This is a genomic window from Sphingomonas sp. Leaf20, assembly GCF_001421535.1.
Lineage (GTDB): Bacteria > Pseudomonadota > Alphaproteobacteria > Sphingomonadales > Sphingomonadaceae > Sphingomonas.
Map to the genome: position 1 here is coordinate 328,672 of NZ_LMKN01000009.1, position 17,197 is coordinate 345,868.

16 protein-coding genes are annotated in these 17,197 nt (G+C 61.3%); 11 read left to right on the top strand and 5 right to left on the bottom strand.

Translation table 11 applies throughout. The annotated features are described in order from the left end of the window. Positions 1 to 218 precede the first annotated feature (218 nt). Genes ASE72_RS14920 through ASE72_RS14930 form a run of 3 tightly spaced genes read left to right on the top strand, consistent with a single transcriptional unit; the run spans position 219 to position 4,116 of the window. Positions 219 to 1,820 carry a DUF4153 domain-containing protein gene (locus tag ASE72_RS14920; protein ID WP_056023064.1) on the top strand — a complete coding sequence of 534 codons (1,602 nt, stop codon included), beginning with the start codon at positions 219 to 221 and terminating at the stop codon, positions 1,818 to 1,820. 11 nt (positions 1,821 to 1,831) lie between these two features. Beyond that, a complete protein-coding gene (locus ASE72_RS14925; protein ID WP_056024222.1) occupies positions 1,832 to 2,539 on the top strand; it encodes a response regulator transcription factor in 708 nt (235 codons plus the stop codon). Beyond that, a complete protein-coding gene (locus ASE72_RS14930) occupies positions 2,536 to 4,116 on the top strand; it encodes a sensor histidine kinase (RefSeq protein ID WP_056024225.1) in 1,581 nt (526 codons plus the stop codon). Before ASE72_RS14925 ends, ASE72_RS14930 begins: the two co-directional genes overlap by 4 nt. Positions 4,117 to 4,196: 80 nt before the next feature. Here ASE72_RS14930 and ASE72_RS14935 read toward each other — a convergent pair whose 3' ends face one another. After that, complete coding sequence (locus ASE72_RS14935) at positions 4,197 to 4,433, bottom strand: hypothetical protein (RefSeq protein ID WP_056023067.1); 237 nt, start codon at positions 4,431 to 4,433, stop codon at positions 4,197 to 4,199. Positions 4,434 to 4,774: 341 nt separating this feature from the next. Here ASE72_RS14935 and ASE72_RS14940 point away from each other — a divergent pair, with 341 nt between their 5' ends. After that, the gene (locus tag ASE72_RS14940; protein WP_200916310.1) at positions 4,775 to 5,251 is read left to right on the top strand and encodes a LexA family protein; all 477 of its coding nucleotides are present in this window, start codon (positions 4,775 to 4,777) and stop codon (positions 5,249 to 5,251) included. Positions 5,252 to 5,466: 215 nt separating this feature from the next. After that, the gene (locus ASE72_RS14950; RefSeq protein ID WP_443024782.1) at positions 5,467 to 6,258 is read left to right on the top strand and encodes a DinB/UmuC family translesion DNA polymerase; all 792 of its coding nucleotides are present in this window, start codon (positions 5,467 to 5,469) and stop codon (positions 6,256 to 6,258) included. Here the strand turns inward: ASE72_RS14950 and ASE72_RS20315 are convergent. Together ASE72_RS20315 and ASE72_RS14960 are read right to left on the bottom strand one after the other, a co-directional pair. Continuing rightward, the gene (locus ASE72_RS20315) at positions 6,224 to 6,907 is read right to left on the bottom strand and encodes a hypothetical protein (protein WP_156350521.1); all 684 of its coding nucleotides are present in this window, start codon (positions 6,905 to 6,907) and stop codon (positions 6,224 to 6,226) included. The two genes, ASE72_RS14950 and ASE72_RS20315, sit on opposite strands and share 35 nt — an antisense overlap. After that, entirely contained in the window at positions 6,900 to 7,898 is a 999-nt protein-coding gene (locus ASE72_RS14960; RefSeq protein WP_156350523.1) for a hypothetical protein, read from the bottom strand. The genes ASE72_RS20315 and ASE72_RS14960 overlap by 8 nt, the downstream gene beginning before the upstream one ends. 516 nt (positions 7,899 to 8,414) lie before the next feature. On the opposite strand from ASE72_RS14960, the gene ASE72_RS14965 reads away from it, so the two are divergent. The 6 genes from ASE72_RS14965 to ASE72_RS20320 all read left to right on the top strand — a co-directional run bounded on the left by ASE72_RS14965 (position 8,415) and on the right by ASE72_RS20320 (position 15,246). Continuing rightward, on the top strand, positions 8,415 to 9,755 hold the full coding sequence (locus tag ASE72_RS14965; protein WP_056023081.1) for an ImmA/IrrE family metallo-endopeptidase: 1,341 nt from the start codon (positions 8,415 to 8,417) through the stop codon (positions 9,753 to 9,755). Then, positions 9,752 to 11,380: an adenylosuccinate synthetase gene (locus ASE72_RS14970; protein WP_082446122.1), complete on the top strand. Its 1,629-nt coding sequence runs from the start codon at positions 9,752 to 9,754 to the stop codon at positions 11,378 to 11,380. Before ASE72_RS14965 ends, ASE72_RS14970 begins: the two co-directional genes overlap by 4 nt. Continuing rightward, entirely contained in the window at positions 11,377 to 12,057 is a 681-nt protein-coding gene (locus ASE72_RS14975; RefSeq protein WP_056023084.1) for a DUF7002 family protein, read from the top strand. Before ASE72_RS14970 ends, ASE72_RS14975 begins: the two co-directional genes overlap by 4 nt. A 188-nt stretch (positions 12,058 to 12,245) precedes the next feature. Continuing rightward, complete coding sequence (locus ASE72_RS14980; protein WP_056023087.1) at positions 12,246 to 13,292, top strand: hypothetical protein; 1,047 nt, start codon at positions 12,246 to 12,248, stop codon at positions 13,290 to 13,292. A 290-nt stretch (positions 13,293 to 13,582) separates the two neighbouring features. Continuing rightward, a complete protein-coding gene (locus tag ASE72_RS14985) occupies positions 13,583 to 14,770 on the top strand; it encodes an abortive infection family protein (RefSeq protein ID WP_056023090.1) in 1,188 nt (395 codons plus the stop codon). 257 nt (positions 14,771 to 15,027) lie between these two features. Next, positions 15,028 to 15,246 carry a hypothetical protein gene (locus ASE72_RS20320; RefSeq protein WP_156350525.1) on the top strand — a complete coding sequence of 73 codons (219 nt, stop codon included), beginning with the start codon at positions 15,028 to 15,030 and terminating at the stop codon, positions 15,244 to 15,246. Positions 15,247 to 15,741: 495 nt separating this feature from the next. On the opposite strand, the gene ASE72_RS14990 is transcribed toward ASE72_RS20320, so the two are convergent. Together ASE72_RS14990 and ASE72_RS14995 are read right to left on the bottom strand one after the other, a co-directional pair. Next, a complete protein-coding gene (locus ASE72_RS14990) occupies positions 15,742 to 16,044 on the bottom strand; it encodes a DUF4113 domain-containing protein (RefSeq protein WP_235532379.1) in 303 nt (100 codons plus the stop codon). A gap of 122 nt (positions 16,045 to 16,166) precedes the next feature. Further along, a complete protein-coding gene (locus tag ASE72_RS14995) occupies positions 16,167 to 17,090 on the bottom strand; it encodes a LysR family transcriptional regulator (RefSeq protein ID WP_056023096.1) in 924 nt (307 codons plus the stop codon). Positions 17,091 to 17,197: the final 107 nt, after the last annotated feature.

Below are 17,197 nucleotides of genomic sequence, written 5' to 3' on the forward strand. Positions count from 1 at the left end.
GATCCGGTCTTTGCACGCCATGCGTCGATACCCCCTCCAAAGCGAGGCTAGCCCTGTGCCGAGGCATTCGCAACGCAGGTTGAGGGAAACCGACCGGGTTTGGATTCATCCTCTGCACAGGATCTGCACGACAAGCGAACGGACCGCACACGGACTTCGCGATCCGACGCTCACGGGACCGCGGCAAAGCCGATCCTCGACAATCGGGGAGTGCGAAGATGAACCGCAATGGAAGACTGATGGCCAAGATCGGGGCTGCCTTGGCGCTGATCATCCTGGCGCAGATATTGATCGCCGATGGCAATGGCGCAGTTGTGGGTGGGTTCGCATTCGCCTGGATCACCGCCCTGTTCCTGACGCGACGGGCGATCTGGCATGATGGATCGGCGCGACTGGCGCTGATTGCCGGCGCCGGATTGGCGGTGGTGCTCGTTGACGATCCAAGCTTCCTCGGCTGGGTTCTGTTCTGGACGGCTGTCTCGCTTGCCGCAATCCTGCCGCGCCATGGGTTCGACGATGCGCTCGCCTGGATGCGCAGGCTCGGCTGGCATGCGATGTCCGCCGTCGTCGCGCCGTTGAAGGATGCTGCGCGGCTGTCGATGGTCCGCCAGCGTCGAGGTCCGCCCTCCGGTGGCATCCGCGCGATCGGGGCTGTCGTCGCGTTGCCCTTGGTGGGTGGCGTGGTTTTTCTTGGGCTGTTCGCGAGCGCCAATCCGCTGATCGGTCAGACATTTTCGCGGATCGTGCTGCCGGATCCGTGGGCGGTGGCATGGCGGACGGTGTTCGGGCTCTGTGCGCTGGTTACGATCTGGGCAAGCTTGCGGCCAAGTCGGCGCACGACGCGGGCATCGCGTATCGACGAACGCTCGATCGGCATGGCGTTCGAGCCGGGTGTGGCGACGCTGATCCTTTCGCTCGTGACCTTCAATGCGATTTTCGCAGTCGAGAATGCGCTCGACATCGCGTTCCTGTGGAGCGGTGCGGGACTGCCTGCGGGCGTGACGATGGCGGACTATGCGCACCGTGGCGCGTATTCGTTGATCGTGACCGCATTGCTCGCTGCTGTGTTCGTGTTGCTGGCCCTGCGTCCGGGCAGCGCGGCGGCAGCGAACCTGCTGGTGCGGCGGCTGGTGACGGTGTGGATCGTGCAGAACTTGCTGCTGGTCGCGTCGAGTGCATTGCGAACGCTCGATTATGTCGACGCCTACGGGATGACAGTGTTGCGACTGTCCGCGCTTGCATGGATGGGGCTCGTGGCCACGGGACTGGCGCTGATCGGCTGGCGACTGCTGGCACGCAAGTCGGCTTCGTGGCTGATCAACGGCAATGCGCTGGCGGCTGTCACGGTTTTGGTGGCGGCGAGCGTCGTCGATCTCGGCGCGACCGCCGCGGCTTGGAATGTCCGCACGACGCTCGCCAGAGGTAAGGCGGGACCGCCGCTAGACCTCTGTTATATGGCGCGGCTCGGGTCATCGTCGCTGGTCTCGCTGGCGATGCTGGAGCAGCATGCGAAACAGCCCGGTCTGCGCGACCGGCTCGCGTATCTTCGGTGGGAGGATCAGACCGAGACAGCGGACGCGCAGACCGATTGGCGCCGCTGGACGCCGCGCAATGCGAAACGGCTCGCGACAGTCCGCGCGATGTTCGGTACCAATGCGCCGCGTTTGCGGTCCGCGCCCGACGGACGGAACTGCGACGGGCTGATCCTGCTGCCGCCGAAGGTGGAGGTCCGGTCAGCGCCGCCGTTCGCTCCAGCGCCGCAGACGCCCGCTCCTACCATGCCAACACCAAAGCCGTTGACGCCGGGTGCGCAACAATGATCCTGTGCCCGATGCCCCGCACTATTCTGATCGTCGACGACGATCCTCATATTCGTCAGTTGCTCGTGTTTGCGTTCGACAAGGCCGGGCTCGGCGCGATCGAGGCGGCGGACGGCGAAGCCGCGCTGGCGCTTGTCGAAACGCATGCACCCGACCTTGTCGTGCTCGACATCAACATGCCCCGGATGGACGGGCTGGAGGTGTGTCGACGCGTCCGTGGTGGACAGGGCAGGGCGGACATACCGATCCTCTTCCTGTCGAGCCGCGACGACGAGATTGACCGGGTGCTCGGCATCGAGCTCGGCGCCGACGACTATGTGGTGAAGCCGTTTTCGCCGCGCGAGGTGGTAGCGCGGGTCATGGCGATCCTGCGACGCACGTCCGCGCGGGTACCGAACACCGAGGACGGGCGCGATCTGTCGCACGGTCGGTTGCGGCTCGATCTGGAGGGCTGGCGCGCGCTCTGGAACGAGATCGAGATCGCGCTGACCGTTACCGAGTTCCAAATCCTCCGGCTGCTCGCGTCGATGCCGGGTCGGGTATTCAGCCGCGACGCGATCATCGACCGGCTGCATGGCCCCGGTTTCGCCGTTACCGACCGGACGATCGACAGCCACATCCGCAACATGCGCGGCAAGTTCGCGAAGGCGGGCGCAGACGACCTGATCGAGACGCGCGCCGGGATCGGCTATCGTCTCGGATCGTGCACGGGCGCATGATCGGCAAGGCCAAAGACTGGGCGAAAGGCCACTGGCCCCGGTTGCGGTTGCGGACGATCCTGTTTGCGACATTATTCCTGGTCGCCGCGCTTCCCGGCTTCGGCGCGGTGTTCCTGCGCGTCTACGAGAACACGCTCGTTCGCCAGACCGAGGCAGAACTGGTCGCGCAGGGAGCGGCGCTGTCCGCGACCGCGGCGGCGCTCTGGCCTGCCGCACCGCCGGGTCGGGCCGCGGCTTACGAAGTTGCAGGCGGGGACAACCCTTATAGCGTCCGGGCACCCGCATCCGGCATCGACCTCAGCACGACGCCGATTCGCGCAGAGCGGCCACCGGTTGCGATAGGCGCCAAACCATTTTCCGACGCGGTGGCCGTCGCCGCGCGTCTTTCGCCGATCATCGACGCCACGCGGTCCACGACTTTGGCGTCTATTATCTTGCTCGATCGCAACGGCAGCATCGTCGCCGGGAGTTCGGCCGTCGGCAGCTACGCCCAGCTTTCTGAAGTTGCCGCAGCACTGGCCGGCAACGCCTCGACCGTCCTTCGTCGCAACGGCGCATACCGCGCGACCTATCGCTTCGAATGGCTATCCCGAGCCGCAGCGATACGTGTCCATTACGCGCGCCCGATCATCGTCGGCGACCGCGTAGTCGGCGTGGTCCTGCTGTCGCGTTCCGCCCGTGCGCTGTTCCGGGGATTGTATGAAGACCGCGGCAAGATAGCGCTGGGCATCGCTACGATCTTCGCGCTGCTCGTGATGTTGAGCGGCGTCATTTCCCGAGGCGTCACTCGCCCGATCGAGCAACTTGGGGCGGCGACGCGCGCAGTCGCGAGCGGACGCGGTCGTGTCCCCGATCCGTCACCGACTGCGGCGATCGAGATTCAGGGTCTCTACGCCGATTTTGCGGTGATGGCGGCGGCGATCGAGCGTCGTTCGCGCTATCTCCGCGACTTCGCCCACGCGGTCAGCCACGAGTTCAAGACCCCGCTCGCCAGCATCCGTGGTGCGGTGGAGTTGCTTCAGGATCACCCGGATATGGCGCCGGAGGATCGACGTCGTTTCCTCGCCAACGCCGATGCGGATGCGCGCCGTCTCGCGTTGCTGGTCACGCGGTTACTGGATCTCGCACGCGCCGACATGGCTGAGCCAGATGAAGAAAGGACCGATGCCGCCCAGGTATTGACGCGGGTTGCAGATACTTTGCAAACGGCCAGCTTCTCGATCGAAATCGTGAGCTTAGCTGTCCAGCCAATTGTTACTATTCCAGCAACGACTTTGGAAGCCGTACTCGCGACGCTTGTGGAAAACAGTAGGCAGGCTGGTGCCCAATCCGTGACGATCCAGTTGTCGACCACAAATACTCGATTGGAAGTTCGCGTGAACGACGACGGGCCCGGCGTTCCGCTGGCTGATCGGGGCCGGCTGTTCGAGCCATTCTTCACAACGAAGCGGGATACAGGTGGGACCGGTCTCGGACTTGCAATATCCCGTTCTCTTATTGAAGCCCAGAAGGGCAGTTTGACCATATCGGATACCGAGATAACCACCTTTGTTATTCGTACCCCGTTGGCGCATTAGTAAACGACGAGCACAACGAGGTTCACACGCCAATCATGTAAACTGATCCTGGCTGGGCTCTTGCTCCCACGCATCCTGAATCAAGCGGACAGCCAATCAGACTCGGCATCATCGACCGCAGCAAACATGTCGCCTTCGGCCTGCATGGCGCTGAGGTGCTTCCGCACGGCTTCAGGATTTCCATTGCGCGGGAAACGGCGATCAGCGACGGCTCCGATCGCAAGCTGACCGACCAGATCGCTTCGATCTTTCTGCGTGATCAGCCACTGGCCGAAGGCGGGCCTGGGGTCCTGATGGTCGTCGTGGTGATCAGTCATCGTAGCGGCTCTCCAATCGTTAACTTACCAATCGCATCCGATTGATGTTCTTGCAATGTTCTTGCGAATCGAACCGGATCGCGCTCAGCTAGGGACACGCCACGACCGGCGACTCGACATTGATGGAGCGATGGAATGCAGCACGATCTGCGGCTGAGAGAGGCTGCTCGCGTAATATAAGACAACTTTTATCCAGCTGTGGATCCTGTACCGTTCAGCTTCGACGAGGCGGAGCGGTTCGGGTCCGTGGAGTCCCGGCAAGCCGTCGGCGCCGCTCAAGACGCGCGATCCGTGTTGACCGTCCGGCACGACCAGCTCCTCTTCGCCGCGATTCTCTAGGCGTGCTCTCAAGGAACCACGGTCGCCCGGTCGTTGTGCCGCTCAACCGTCGCGATGACGTGGTGCGGCTTCACGACGTCCCCTTCGAACTGGTGCCGTGCGAGGTGCCGTTCTTCCTAGTCGCCACGCCGGCAGGGTTTCCGTCGCCTGCGCAGGACGACATGCAGGAGCCGATAGACTTGAGCGCGTGGCTCATTGAGCATCCAGCCGCGAGCTACGTCATGCGCGTCGAGGGAAGGTCTATGGCAGGCGCCGGAATCATCGACGGCGATCTGCTCGTCGTAAACCGCGCCAAGTCGGCAAAAACGGGCGCGATCGTTGTCGCGCTGGTGCACGGCGAGCGGACTTTGAAGCGGTTGCGCTTTGTCGACGGCCGTCACTGGCTCGTCCCCGAGGCCGAAGGGTTTGCGGACATCCTGGTCGACGAGCATGTCGAGATATGGGGCACGGTCGTCGGCGTCGCGCGCAAGATGGCATGAGCGCGCCGATCGCCCTGATCGACTGCAACAACTACTATGTATCATGCGAGCGCGCCTTCGATGCCAGCTTGGTCGGCGTCCCGGTCATCGTCCTATCGAACAACGACGGTTGCGATCGCTCGCTCGGCCGAGGCGAAGGCGCTTGGGATCAAGATGGACGATCCGATCCACCACCTGCGCGATAAGGTGAAGCGGGACGGCATCCAGGTTCGTTCATCGAACTACGCGTTGTACGGGACATGCAGCGCTGCGTGATCGCCGCGTGCGAGTCCTTTGCCCGCGACTTCGAGATATACTCGATCGACGAGACGTTCCTTGATCTCGCCGGGTTCGAGGGCCGGGATCTCGTCGCCCACGCCAACGCCATGCGTGCTCAGGTCCAGCTATTGATCACGATCCCGACCTGCGTCGGCATCGCGGAGACGAAAACGCTCGCTAACCTGGCGAACGTGGCGGCCAAGAAGAACCCGCAGTTTGGCGGTGTGGCCGAGCTTCGTGAGCAAGGCGTGCGGCACGATGTGATGCACGCCTTCGCGGTCGGAGACGTGTGGGGCGTCGGCGGTGCGACCGCACGCAAGCTGACCGACCTGGGGATCCACACCGCTGGTGCTTTGCGAGACATGCCGATGAAGCAGGCCCGCGCCGTCGGGACGGTCGTTCTTGAGCGGCTGGTGGCCGAGCTACGCGGGGTGCCGTCCAATGCGGTCGAAGCGGTCGAGCCGCGGCGGAAGGGCATGGCCGTCACACGGTCGTTCGGAACGCCGATCTGTGACTTCGAGCGAATGAGGGGCGCGCTGTCGCAATACGCACTGCGCGCCGGGGAGAAGCTGCGATCGCACGGGCTGGTCGCTGCGCGGCTGACCACGTTCTTCCATACCAACAAGCATAAGCCTGACCGACCGCAGTACGGCGGGTCGAGAATGGTGACGCTGCACCCAATGACCAACGACAGCCTTGAACTGATCGCGGCGGCTAGGCATGGTCGGATGCTGGCCGCGTCGCCTTGATGTCATTGCTTCTAACCGCAGCCTCAATAATCTGGCTTCTTGAGTGATTGCCCAAAGTAAGCAGATTACCGTTCGTGTCACGAACGGGAGTCCGAGGAGTCGATGGTGGCTCGCCGACTGATACGCGCCCGATGGTAATCGGTCGTCCGCCCACATCACGCGTCAACACCAAGGTTGCCGCCGAGGAGCCGACGAGATCGAGCCGGTGGAGCACGCCGTGTGGCAGCCGGTAGAGCGCGCCTTCAGCAAAAGTCTCTTGGTGCTTCTCGACAAGCCGCAGATACCGACCGCTACGTCGAAGGGCGGACCCTCCATAACTGTAGGACACCTCCAACGCCTCGTACGTGCCGTTGATGTCTGGAACGGCATCATAGATCGTCTGCCCGACGGCCCCATCGACCACGAAGCTCTCGTAATCGAAAGTGTGGTCATGCACCTCCAAACCGTCTTGCTTAAAATGAAAGCGCTCGTCCCAGAGATGTAACCGCAACGCACACCCGGCTTCGTCCTCAACCCTCGCTCCGAGAAAGTTGAGCGGATGGCGTCGAACTTCCGACCCGTGAAACACGGATTGCCTGAGCGCGGTCTCAAAGTTACCGGACCTTGCTGCCGCTATCAGCACGGCGAACTCGCATTCGAGATCAACCATAAGGCCGCTCCGGCCTCTCGACGCCTTCCACGATGGCGGCTCGATCCTCGTTGGTCAGTGTTATTAAAAGGGATAACGCTATCAGTAGTCCATCAACGTTTGCGGGCTCAAGAGGCGTGGGAACGACTGCGAGCGAGAGATCAAGCGACTTCGCTCGCCTTGCCTCGTTCCTGAACTCCTCGTGGTAGGAAGCATAGAACTTCGATCGACTTGAGCAGACAATGCCCGGCCACTTAGGGTCTTCGCGCGTCATGATCAGCCGATCGTCGGACATGTCGAGACGGAACAGGGCGAAGTCACTCTTCAGATGTAGCTTCACGTCGAAGAAATGATTGGCGTTGTTGAGCCTTGCGGCGGCAAGGATGGTCGCCAGTATTTCGTTTTGGATGCGCGCTGCGGTCCATGTTCCCTTCGCGTCTCGCAACGACCCCCGATAATGGGCGTAGTCAGCCAGCATCACTGTATCGGTAGGATCCGGCAGAAGCATATGCAATGTTCTAAGCACCGAATCCCTCCGTCCCGCTGCGTCCAGTGCGGGCATCACGTCGCTCCTCATAAATCTGCCCGATCTGCCACGAAACCAGTAGTTCTTGGTATCGGCTATTGGTGTCTCGAGAAGCTCGTGGATGTTCCAGGGCTGGATCGCTGCGATGTCCTCCTCAAAGTGCGCTTTGGGCGAGATCAGCCAAAGGAGAAAAGAGCTGACCATTGCGACCACAACACCGGCCGCGAGATTATCGACGATACTCTCGCCAAAGGACCAGTACCAACGTTCAGACGAGCAGGAAGCCTTTACCAGCCGCATCAGCTCGGTTCCCACTCTCACCTGATGCTCTTCGCACTTGGGATGGTCAAGCCAAACCCGCAAAGCCACCAAGGCCAAAAAAATGATAAACAACAGGGAGTTGAACGCGATCAGGGCGCGACCGAGCACACGGTAAGGCCGCACCGTACTCAGCGCAAATCTCTTCGTCCGTTCGAGAATGTTCATCGCGGCGACCATGGCGAGGTCGGGGTCAGGACTCAAGGTTAAGGTGCGCGATTTGGAATTGGGGTACCTGGCGCGTCACCTACTTTGATGCCGTGCTTATGTTGACGGCAGCGGTAATATTTGATGGTGAACCGACTTTTAGCACGGTTTGCACCCGGTTGGGGTGCGAGCGGACATCGCGGCAAGAAATTGGACCAGCCTCTTTGTCGGCTCGCCCGCTACCTGACGACGGTGCGCGCAGCGAAGTTGGCTAATGTGGTGCATGACTCTGCGCATCACAGTCGACTGTTGCAGCTCAACTTGGGGCAATCGCGATGACGCCATCGCGAGAAGCAAGCGGAAAGGCTGACGATCGTCTCTTCGGGCGTTCGGAGGCGACAGGAGCGGCGCCGCGGACGTTTGGCAGGTATCAGGCGGGCGCGAGCGCGTTCGCTCGGGTCGAGCCGGTCTGGTAACGGCGCCCCGCTTCCACATTTTCGCTGGTCGGTGGCAGACCCGTACATTAGGCAAGAAGCCATGGACGCTCGGACCGCGATAAGATGGACGAACAAATCGGCGCTGGCCCTGTCGGCGAACGACGATCCGATAGCGGTCATTCAGGGTGCTGCGCGATCCCTGGTCTTGAAAGCACGCGAGCGGGGTTGGGAGGGGCCGCCCTTCAATCCCTTGAAAATTGTCGAGATGCTCGGAGCAACCGCATCGGCCAACGCGAACATCGCCGATGCACGTTTAATCCCTTCGAGCGACGGACCCGTCATCGAATACAATCCGCAGCAGGCGCGCGAGCGCGTGCGTTTTTCGATAGCTCACGAGGTCGCCCACATGCTCTTTCCGGATTGGGCGGAGGAGGTGCGCAACCGTGGCGGTAGTCCGTCACCTGACGACTGGCAGTTGGAAATGCTGTGCAACATCGCGGCGTCGGAGTTCGTGCTGCCCATCGGCAGCCTTCCACACGGTATCGCCAACGCAACGATCGAAGATCTGATGCGGGAACGACGCAGCTTTGATGTTTCCACCGAGGCGTTCCTTATCCGCTTCGCTAACGTCACCGAGGCGCCCGTCTCGGTCTTTTTCGCCTCTCCCGGTGAGAGCGAGGAGACGGGACGATATTACCGGATCGACTACTCCGTGGCGTCCCCGCTCGCTCCTTGGACTTTAACTCAAGGAAGAACACTGCCACGCACCAGCGCAGCCTACTCGTGCACGGCGATTGGGCACACGGACCGGGCCGATGAAAGCTGGTTCACGGGGCAAACAAGCCGCATCGAGTACGTGGGCATTTCAGGCTATCCCGGATCCCGCTATCCACGGGTCGCCGGTGTCGTCCGACACGAGGCGTCCGATGGCGACAAGACGCCAATAAGATATGTGCATGGCGACGTCACCAAGCCCTTGGGACCTGGTCCGCGGATCATCTGTCAGCTGGTCAACGATCGGGCAATACGCTGGGGCGGCGGCGTCGCCAAATCGTTCGCAAGACGGTATCCCGAGGCGGAGGCCGCTTTCAGCGAAGGCGTCATGAAGGTGCCGCCTCGTGAAAGGCTTGGTCGGGTCGTGACGGTTCCCTTGAACCATGAGATTCGGCTTGCCAGCATCGTAGGGCAGGAAGGCTATGGACCGTCGTTGTTTCCGCGGATCCGATACAGCGCTCTTCAGGGGGGGCTTGCCGAGATTGCGGAGATAGCCGCCGCGTCTCACGCGAGCGTCCACATGCCGAGGATCGGGGCGGGATCGGCAGGAGGCGAATGGGGAGTGATTGAGGAGATGGTCGAGGACGAGTTCGTCCGGCGAGGTGTTCCGGTTACTGTCTACGATCTTCCTCCGCGTCGCCAGCAGTTGGATTTGTTCGGCGGATGAGGAGCAGAGCGTCGTTCCGAGTTGTGCTCGTGTCCGGCGCCATCTGCTCCGGCAAGTCGACCTTGGTCGACGAACTGCGAAGGCGCCATGGTGCCGAGATCGTGCGCACGCGAGATCTGATCCTCCAAGCGGCGCCCAAGGCGAAAGTCGGACGGGACGCGTTTCAGCGTGCCGGTGAGCGCCTCGACCGAACCACGAAAGGGGAGTGGGTCGCGGAGGCACTTCAGCGCGTCATTGACGCCGCGCAACAATCCTCGACGCCGTCGGGCATCTACGTGGTGGACTGCGTACGCATACAAGAGCAGGTCAACGCTATCAGGAAGGCACACGGATCGGAGGTGTTCCACATTCACCTGACCGCGGATCCGGAGGTGCTCAAGCGGAGATATGCAGAGCGGAATCATGCGGAGGACGCCGGGACCGGATACGATGCTCTCAAACGGAGTCGGACCGAGAAGAACATTGAGGACCTGTCGAAGACTGCCGATGTCGTGGTGGACACAGACCGCTGCTCGGCGGGAGGAGTGCTCGTTCGCGCTACGGCGCTTCTCGACCTGTATCCACGCGGCGCGGAGAAGCTCGTCGACGTCCTGATCGGTGGCCAGTATGGGAGCGAAGGTAAAGGCAACATCGTTGGGCACATCGCACCGGAGTATGACCTACTCGTGCGAGTTGGCGGTCCGAACGCGGGACATCAGGTCTTTGCCGAACCCGAACCCGAGAAGTATTTCCATCTGCCTTCCGGAACGCGTCGTGCGCCGAAGGCGCAGCTCCTCCTCGGACCGGGCGCGGTCATAAACCCACGGAAGCTGTTGGAGGAGGTCGCTAGGCACGAGATCGGCAACGATCGCCTAGTCATTGACGGGCAGGCGATGATTATCACTGAGGAGGATCTAGCAAGGGAGCGCGAGCTGTTCGCGAACATTAGCTCAACGGCGCAGGGAGTAGGGCTTGCGTCGGCTCGAAAGCTTACCGGGAGATCAGTCTACAAGTCCGGCTCCGGTCGGTTCCTCGCGAAGGACTGCGACGATCTGAAGCCCTTCATCGGCAGCGCTCGTACCGTTCTCGCCGACGCCTTCGTGAAGCGCCATCGCATACTACTGGAGGGGACGCAGGGCACGTCGCTGAGCCTTCACCATGGACAGTATCCCCATGTGACGACGCGCGACACTACGGTCGCCGGGTGTCTTGCCGATGCTGGTATCGCGCCATCGAACGTGCGGCGTGTGATCATGGTGTGCCGCACGTTCCCGATACGCGTAGGGGGACCGTCGGGGCCGATGGACTACGAAGTCACCATGGAGGAGATCCATCGGCGCAGCGGCATCCCGCTAGACCCGCTGAAGAAGGCGGAGAGGACCACGACGACGAACAAAGAACGGCGGATTGCCGAGTTCGACTGGGTCCAGTTCAAGGACTCCGTCCAGCTAAACGGGCCGACCGACATAGCGTTGACCTTTGTGGACTATTTCGGGATGGTAAACCGAGAGGCATACCGCTTCGACCAGTTGACGCCGGAGACGATTAGGTTCGTCGAGGAGGTGGAGCGCGTGTCCGGGCGCCCCGTTTCCATGCTCTCCACCGACTTCAACTGGCGGAACGTGATCGACAGGAGAAGCTGGTGACCGACGCAGAGCTGGACGAGCTAATCGTCGACTGTCCGAAGCTGTACCATATGGCGGAGAAGGACTCCTGGCCGTCCATCCGCGACTACGGTCTGCTGAGCACCACCGCACTGATGGACCTCTACGACATTGATGGCTCGGATCGTGACAGGATCGAGCGGAGGCATCGCCCGGCCAGCGTGCCGATCATCGGTAGCGGACTGCCAGGTGCGGTTGTGCGCGATCAGATCCCGATGAGCGACGGCGGGTTGTTGAAGGCGCTGCCGTCGAGGATCACGCCGAGCGATTGGTATGCTCTGCTAAACGCGAAGGTGTTCTTCTGGCTCTCGATCGAACGGCTCCACACGCTGACGGGCGCGCGGACGTACCGTGATGACGAACACGATGTCTTAGAGGTAGATACCCGATCCCTCGTTACGGCTCATCGCGAAAGGGCCTGGTTGTGCCCCATCAACAGCGGCTGCACCAAGCCCTTTCCCCACCCCCGCGACGAGAAGGCGTTCCTGCGGATCGATGAATATCCCTATGCGCACTGGCGCAAGCGACGGCGCGCGACGGAGCGGGCTGTGGAACTCGCGATTGACTATTCGGTGACTGACATCGCTGATCACGTCGTCAGGGTGGTGTCGAAGCGTGGATCCGACAGCCTGGGCGTGATCTACGAGCGGGGCGCCTGAGGGGATTGTTTGCGTCCTGAAGCCGTAAAGTCCGGGTAAGAGAGGAGGGTTTTAAAGCGTAAAAAGCTTGCCAGGATTACTGTGTCGGTGGCCGTCGAAACTGTCAGGTGGCATACGCTCTACGTCGATACGGTGCGCGTGCCCCTCCATTTTGCGACTGCGGGGGAAGAGATCTTGGAGGGGGCAGAATGAAGCTGGTACGCGACGCTCGAACGCTCAAGACCAAGGCGATCGAGTCACTTCGGACTGCAATGACTTCGTTCAACAGCTACGACGACACCGGACGGATCACCACGGTCCTGATGCATTCGCAACACGCCTGCGAGATGCTGCTCAAGGCTGTCCTTGTCCAGGGCAAGGCGAAGGTCTTCGATAAGGACAGTGGCAAATCGATCGGCTTTGAGAAGTGCCTCGGTCAGTGCCGGTCGCACCACGACCTCACGGCCGACGAAGCCGGGATAATGCGGGCGATCGACGCTCAACGAGACGCGGCGCAGCATTGGTTCGTCTTCGTGTCAGAGGACTTGCTTTACATGCAGCTACGGGCGTTGATCACCGCGTTCGACGCCTATCTGAAACGCAAGCTGGACGTGGCTCTGCAAGAGCACATTCCGCCCCGGGTCTTGCCGATCTCAACCAAACCGCCGGGCGACTTCGAATTTTTGGTGGATAAGGAGTTCAAGTACGTCAACGAGCTGCTGCACCCCGGCCGTCGCGCCCGCGACGAGGCGCGTGCCCGAATCCGCGCTATGCTTGCGATGGAGGCAATCGTGACCGACGAGGTCGAGATTTCCGAGCGCGACATTGCCCGGATCGAGAAAGCAATGCGTGGTGGTGCTGAGTTCACCGCGGTGTTCCCGCGCCTAGCAACCGTTGGCACCACCACGGAGGGTGAGGGCGTCAACATGGTCGTTCATTTTACGAAAAAGCAGGGCGCGCCGGTTCACTACGTCGGCGGCGACGATCCGGCGGCAGCGGCAGCCGTCCGCGAAGTTGATCTGCGCAAGAAGTTTCACCTTCAGCGAAACGAGCTTTCCACCAAGGTTGGCCTCAGCCCGCCTAAAGCCAAGGTACTCCGCGACCATCTCGGCATCGATGACGACCCGAGTTGCTGTCACGTTTTTGAGTTCGGAGCGCAGAAGATCCCGTGCTTTTCCGACAACGCAAGGCGACGGATGGAGGAGGCGCTTCCGAATATCGACATTGCCGAGCTTTGGGCCAACCGGAAAGGCTGACGGACTTGAACGGGCCGACCATCGCCAGAAGCCGCCGATGGCTAAGGTAAACGAACGTCGGAGGTTGGGAAGCTGGCAGAATGCTCCGAGTGTCGCCTTGTGGCGCTGGTCAGCCGAGGTATGCTACCACGCGAAATTATCAATCACGGCTCCACGGCGGAAAGTCGATCGCCTCGGCGCGATCGTTCCGCATGCATTAGTATGCTCTAGCGTGATGCTACGTTTGCGCTGCTCTGTTCTTCATTTTGGAACCGTTTGGCGTTTGCGGATACCGCGTTTAGTATGATGCCATGAACAACGGTGTACTGCACGAGCTTCGTAACAGTCTCGGCGATGTCATCGCGCGCGAGAAGGCATACAACGTCCCCGCACTCTGCGGGCGTCTCGGATTGGAGGCAGGCGAGGAGTCCGAGGCGATGAGCGGCAAGTTTCGCTACGCCAGCGCTCGGTTGGCGTCGGTGGCGGGCGATCGCCTCGTCGCAATCGCGGAGCTCCTGCTTGAGGAGAAGCATGATTTCGGCTTGGCGGAGCTAGTCGCCAAGGTGTCCGAGGCGGGAACGTCCACAGTTACGGAACTGACACGCCGACGGCTGCTGGCCGGGTTCGACGGCGAGCCGCTGTGCACCGAGTATGATGAGATCGAATTTCTCGAGACGATCTGGCCAATCGCAGCAATACCCGGCAGCCAGAACACTGTCAGCGTCGACGACATCGGCTTTCGCTCGCTGAAAGACGACATCTTTCAGCATATGCGCCGCAATGACGACTGGAGCAATCGTGAGCTGCTCGAGCGGCTTGGGTTAATGACGGCGTCACGCAAGCTGCTTTTTCGTTTCCTCGAAGCCAGCGTCCATCCGAGTGTGATCGACGATGGTTTGCAACGTGCGCGGGTCGAGCGGACTAACTCGCATCTCCAGCATGACGGCTATCGCCTCACCCGCTCGGGCAGCATCTCGGGTAGCGCTGTCTTCACCGTTGCCGCTCACTCGATCGGCTCGCCTGCCGACGCTGCGATTTCCTCGGCGCTCCAGCGCTTCGATCCCGACCTGATCCATGGCCGTTGGACCGCTGCGCTCGACCGCCGCTCGCATGATCCAGCGGGCGCAATCACGCTCGCGCGCACCCTGCTTGAGGATGTCTGCCGTTGGCTTCTCGACGAGCTAGGCGAGCCGGCTTCTGAGCAGGTTGACCTCCCCACGCTGTACCGCAAGCTCGCTAAGGCGCTCAAGCTCGCGCCTGATGATCACACCGAGCAGGTGTTCAAGCAAATCCTCGGCAGCTGCCAGTCAGTGGTGGAGTCGCTCGGCGCGCTGCGCAATAAGCTCGGTGACGCGCATGGCGGCGGTCGCAAGCGCGCAAAGCCCGCCGCGCGTCATGCCGAACTGGCGGTCAACCTTGCCGGCTCGATGTCGACCTTCCTAGTCGCGACCTGGGAAGCGCAGTCGGATCCTTCTGGGCTGGGATCGCCTTCGGCATAATACCCTTGCAAAACCGGCTAATCTGGGTGCACCGGCGCATCATCCCACGACCGTCCGGTAGTTCGCGACTACGTTGGAGGTCATTACCTTGCTCAGCTTGCAGCTTGAGGCGGCCGCCGGCCGCAGTTGAAATTCGACAGTCAAAACCACGTTCTCGAGAGCCATTTAAGGCGGCTCTTCCGTTCGTACCTGCGAGACGGTAAAGCGAATACGGAGTCACCTCGCACCTTCACCAGCTTCCTGTGGCGAAACTGTCTATGGACACATCCAACCAATCTCATTCATCTGCTGACGTTGAGCGCGTTGTCGAGCAAGCGCGCGAACTCAATCAGCAATCAATGAGGCGTTACCAGGAAGAGATGGACCGCATGATGGCGGCGACCATGAGTCCTTGGCTGGCGGTGACGATCGGGTGCATCGTCGGGGCAGGTGCTTTTGCCGCCGGGGCCCTCGCCGCCATGATGTTTTGGATCTGACGCTGCTTACGCTCAAGTAGGTCGGGCGATAGCACTGATTGCGATCTCTTAGCGCGACGACGCCTCGATTGATCGGAAATGATTGAACTACCGCCTCAGGTCTTCGCGAGACCTGGCTTGGCAGCGTCGACGTCCACCTCTGTGTCGCTGGGTTCGAAGCGAAGCGTCCAACGGGGATACCCTTCTGGCGAGATCTCGATGTCAGGAAGGCCAACAGGGTCGGTTCCCGTCTCAACCCAGCCCGCGCCGTGACACCGATCGCAAGCCGTGCGCTTGCAGCGAAAGCTGACGAGATCAATTTCAGTATTCCACTGCCCGCGCCCCTTGCAGACCGGACACATCGCATCAAGGCTGCCATTACGGGGCTGAAGTGGCACGACGTCGAACGCGTGGGGGCTGTCGGGTCCATCGCACCGAACGATGTTGCTCGCATGACTCATGGCCGCTTCCTCGTTCTGAACCCCGGCGAACGCAAGACCTTCAACACGGTCGACGCTATCTTGCGAAGACGGTTAGCACCTGAGCAATGTCGGTCGTCCACGCAGGCGACCGCATCTCCGACCGCATCTTCCACTCGCGCTTGAACCCCTGCGACGCCGTCACCGCTGTCCACGTCCCGAACTTGCCGTTGATGGCGTCGAGCGCCCCCATCAGTCGGTTCCGCTTGGCCGTATCCTCTTCGAACAGCGTGCGAGGCCGCTCGTCTTCGGGCAACAGGCCGTCAAGCATGATGCCCGCCTTCGTGTAGGCATAGCCATCGCGCCACGCCTTTTCGGCGCCGCGCCTAGGTGCCTGCACGGTCGGAAGCGTAGTCCCAATTGCTTGTAGCAGCGTCATGGAAAGCACTGCGCTTAAAGGCGATGGCATGCAACGAATACCAGTCGCGAGCGTCACAACCAGTTAGTCCTAGTACCTCATCGTTACAGCGCTGAAGCTTGGCTTTGCGATTTCGCGCCTCGGTACCTCAGCGCCTCCAAAAGCAGGCTGAAGGCTGGCGATGGCTGGCGTCGGCTGGGGTAGTAAAGATAGTGGCCGTCGAACGGTTCACACCAATCCTCCATTACCCGAACGAGACGCCCATCAGCCAACTGTGGCGCGACATGATCCTCGATCATGAAGGCGATACCGTGGCCGGCCATTGCGGCATCGATGGTCAGATCAACGTCGTTGAGGACAAGCTGTCCCTCGACCTTCACCTTCAGCTCGCGTCCGTTCTTTTCGAACTCCCAGACATACAGGCCACCAGAGCTGACGAAGCGCAAGTTGATGCAGCGATGATGGGCAAGATCACCGGGCGTCTGCGGGGTGCCATTTTCGGCAAGATAGCCGGGAGAACCTACCGCAGCCATCCGTAGCTTCGGACCAATCGGCATCGCGATCATGTCTTTCTCGAGCCGCTCCCCCAAGCGAACACCGGCATCGAAGCGTTCGGCAACGATGTCTGTCAGCCCGGCATCGACGCTAAGCTCGACCTCTATGTCGGGGTTTTCAGTAGTAAGCCGGTCGATTGCTGGCCACAGGACCGTGCGCGCCGCGTGTTTGGACGTCGTGATGCGGATTGTCCCGGCAGGACGTTCGCGCATTTCGGTTAGTGAGGAGAGCCTGGCATCAATATCTTCCAAGGCAGGCCGCAACGTCTCTAACAGCCTTTCGCCGGCAACGGTCGGCGAAACGCTACGTGTGGTACGGGTCAGCAACCGCAAACCTAGCTTGGCTTCCAGCCTCCGCATCGAATGGCTTAGAGCCGACTGCGACACGCCTAGCCGCGCAGCAGCGCGGGTGAAGTTACGTTCCTCAGCCACAGCGAGGAACATGGTGAGACTACCAAGATCCTCACGCCGCACGGGTCAGCCAAACTCGATATGGTTTCATGACAACTGGTCATAGGCTCATGCCGTACATGCTGTCTAATCGTAGTGATGCAGCGGGCCTATCTTGATTGGTAGGCGGC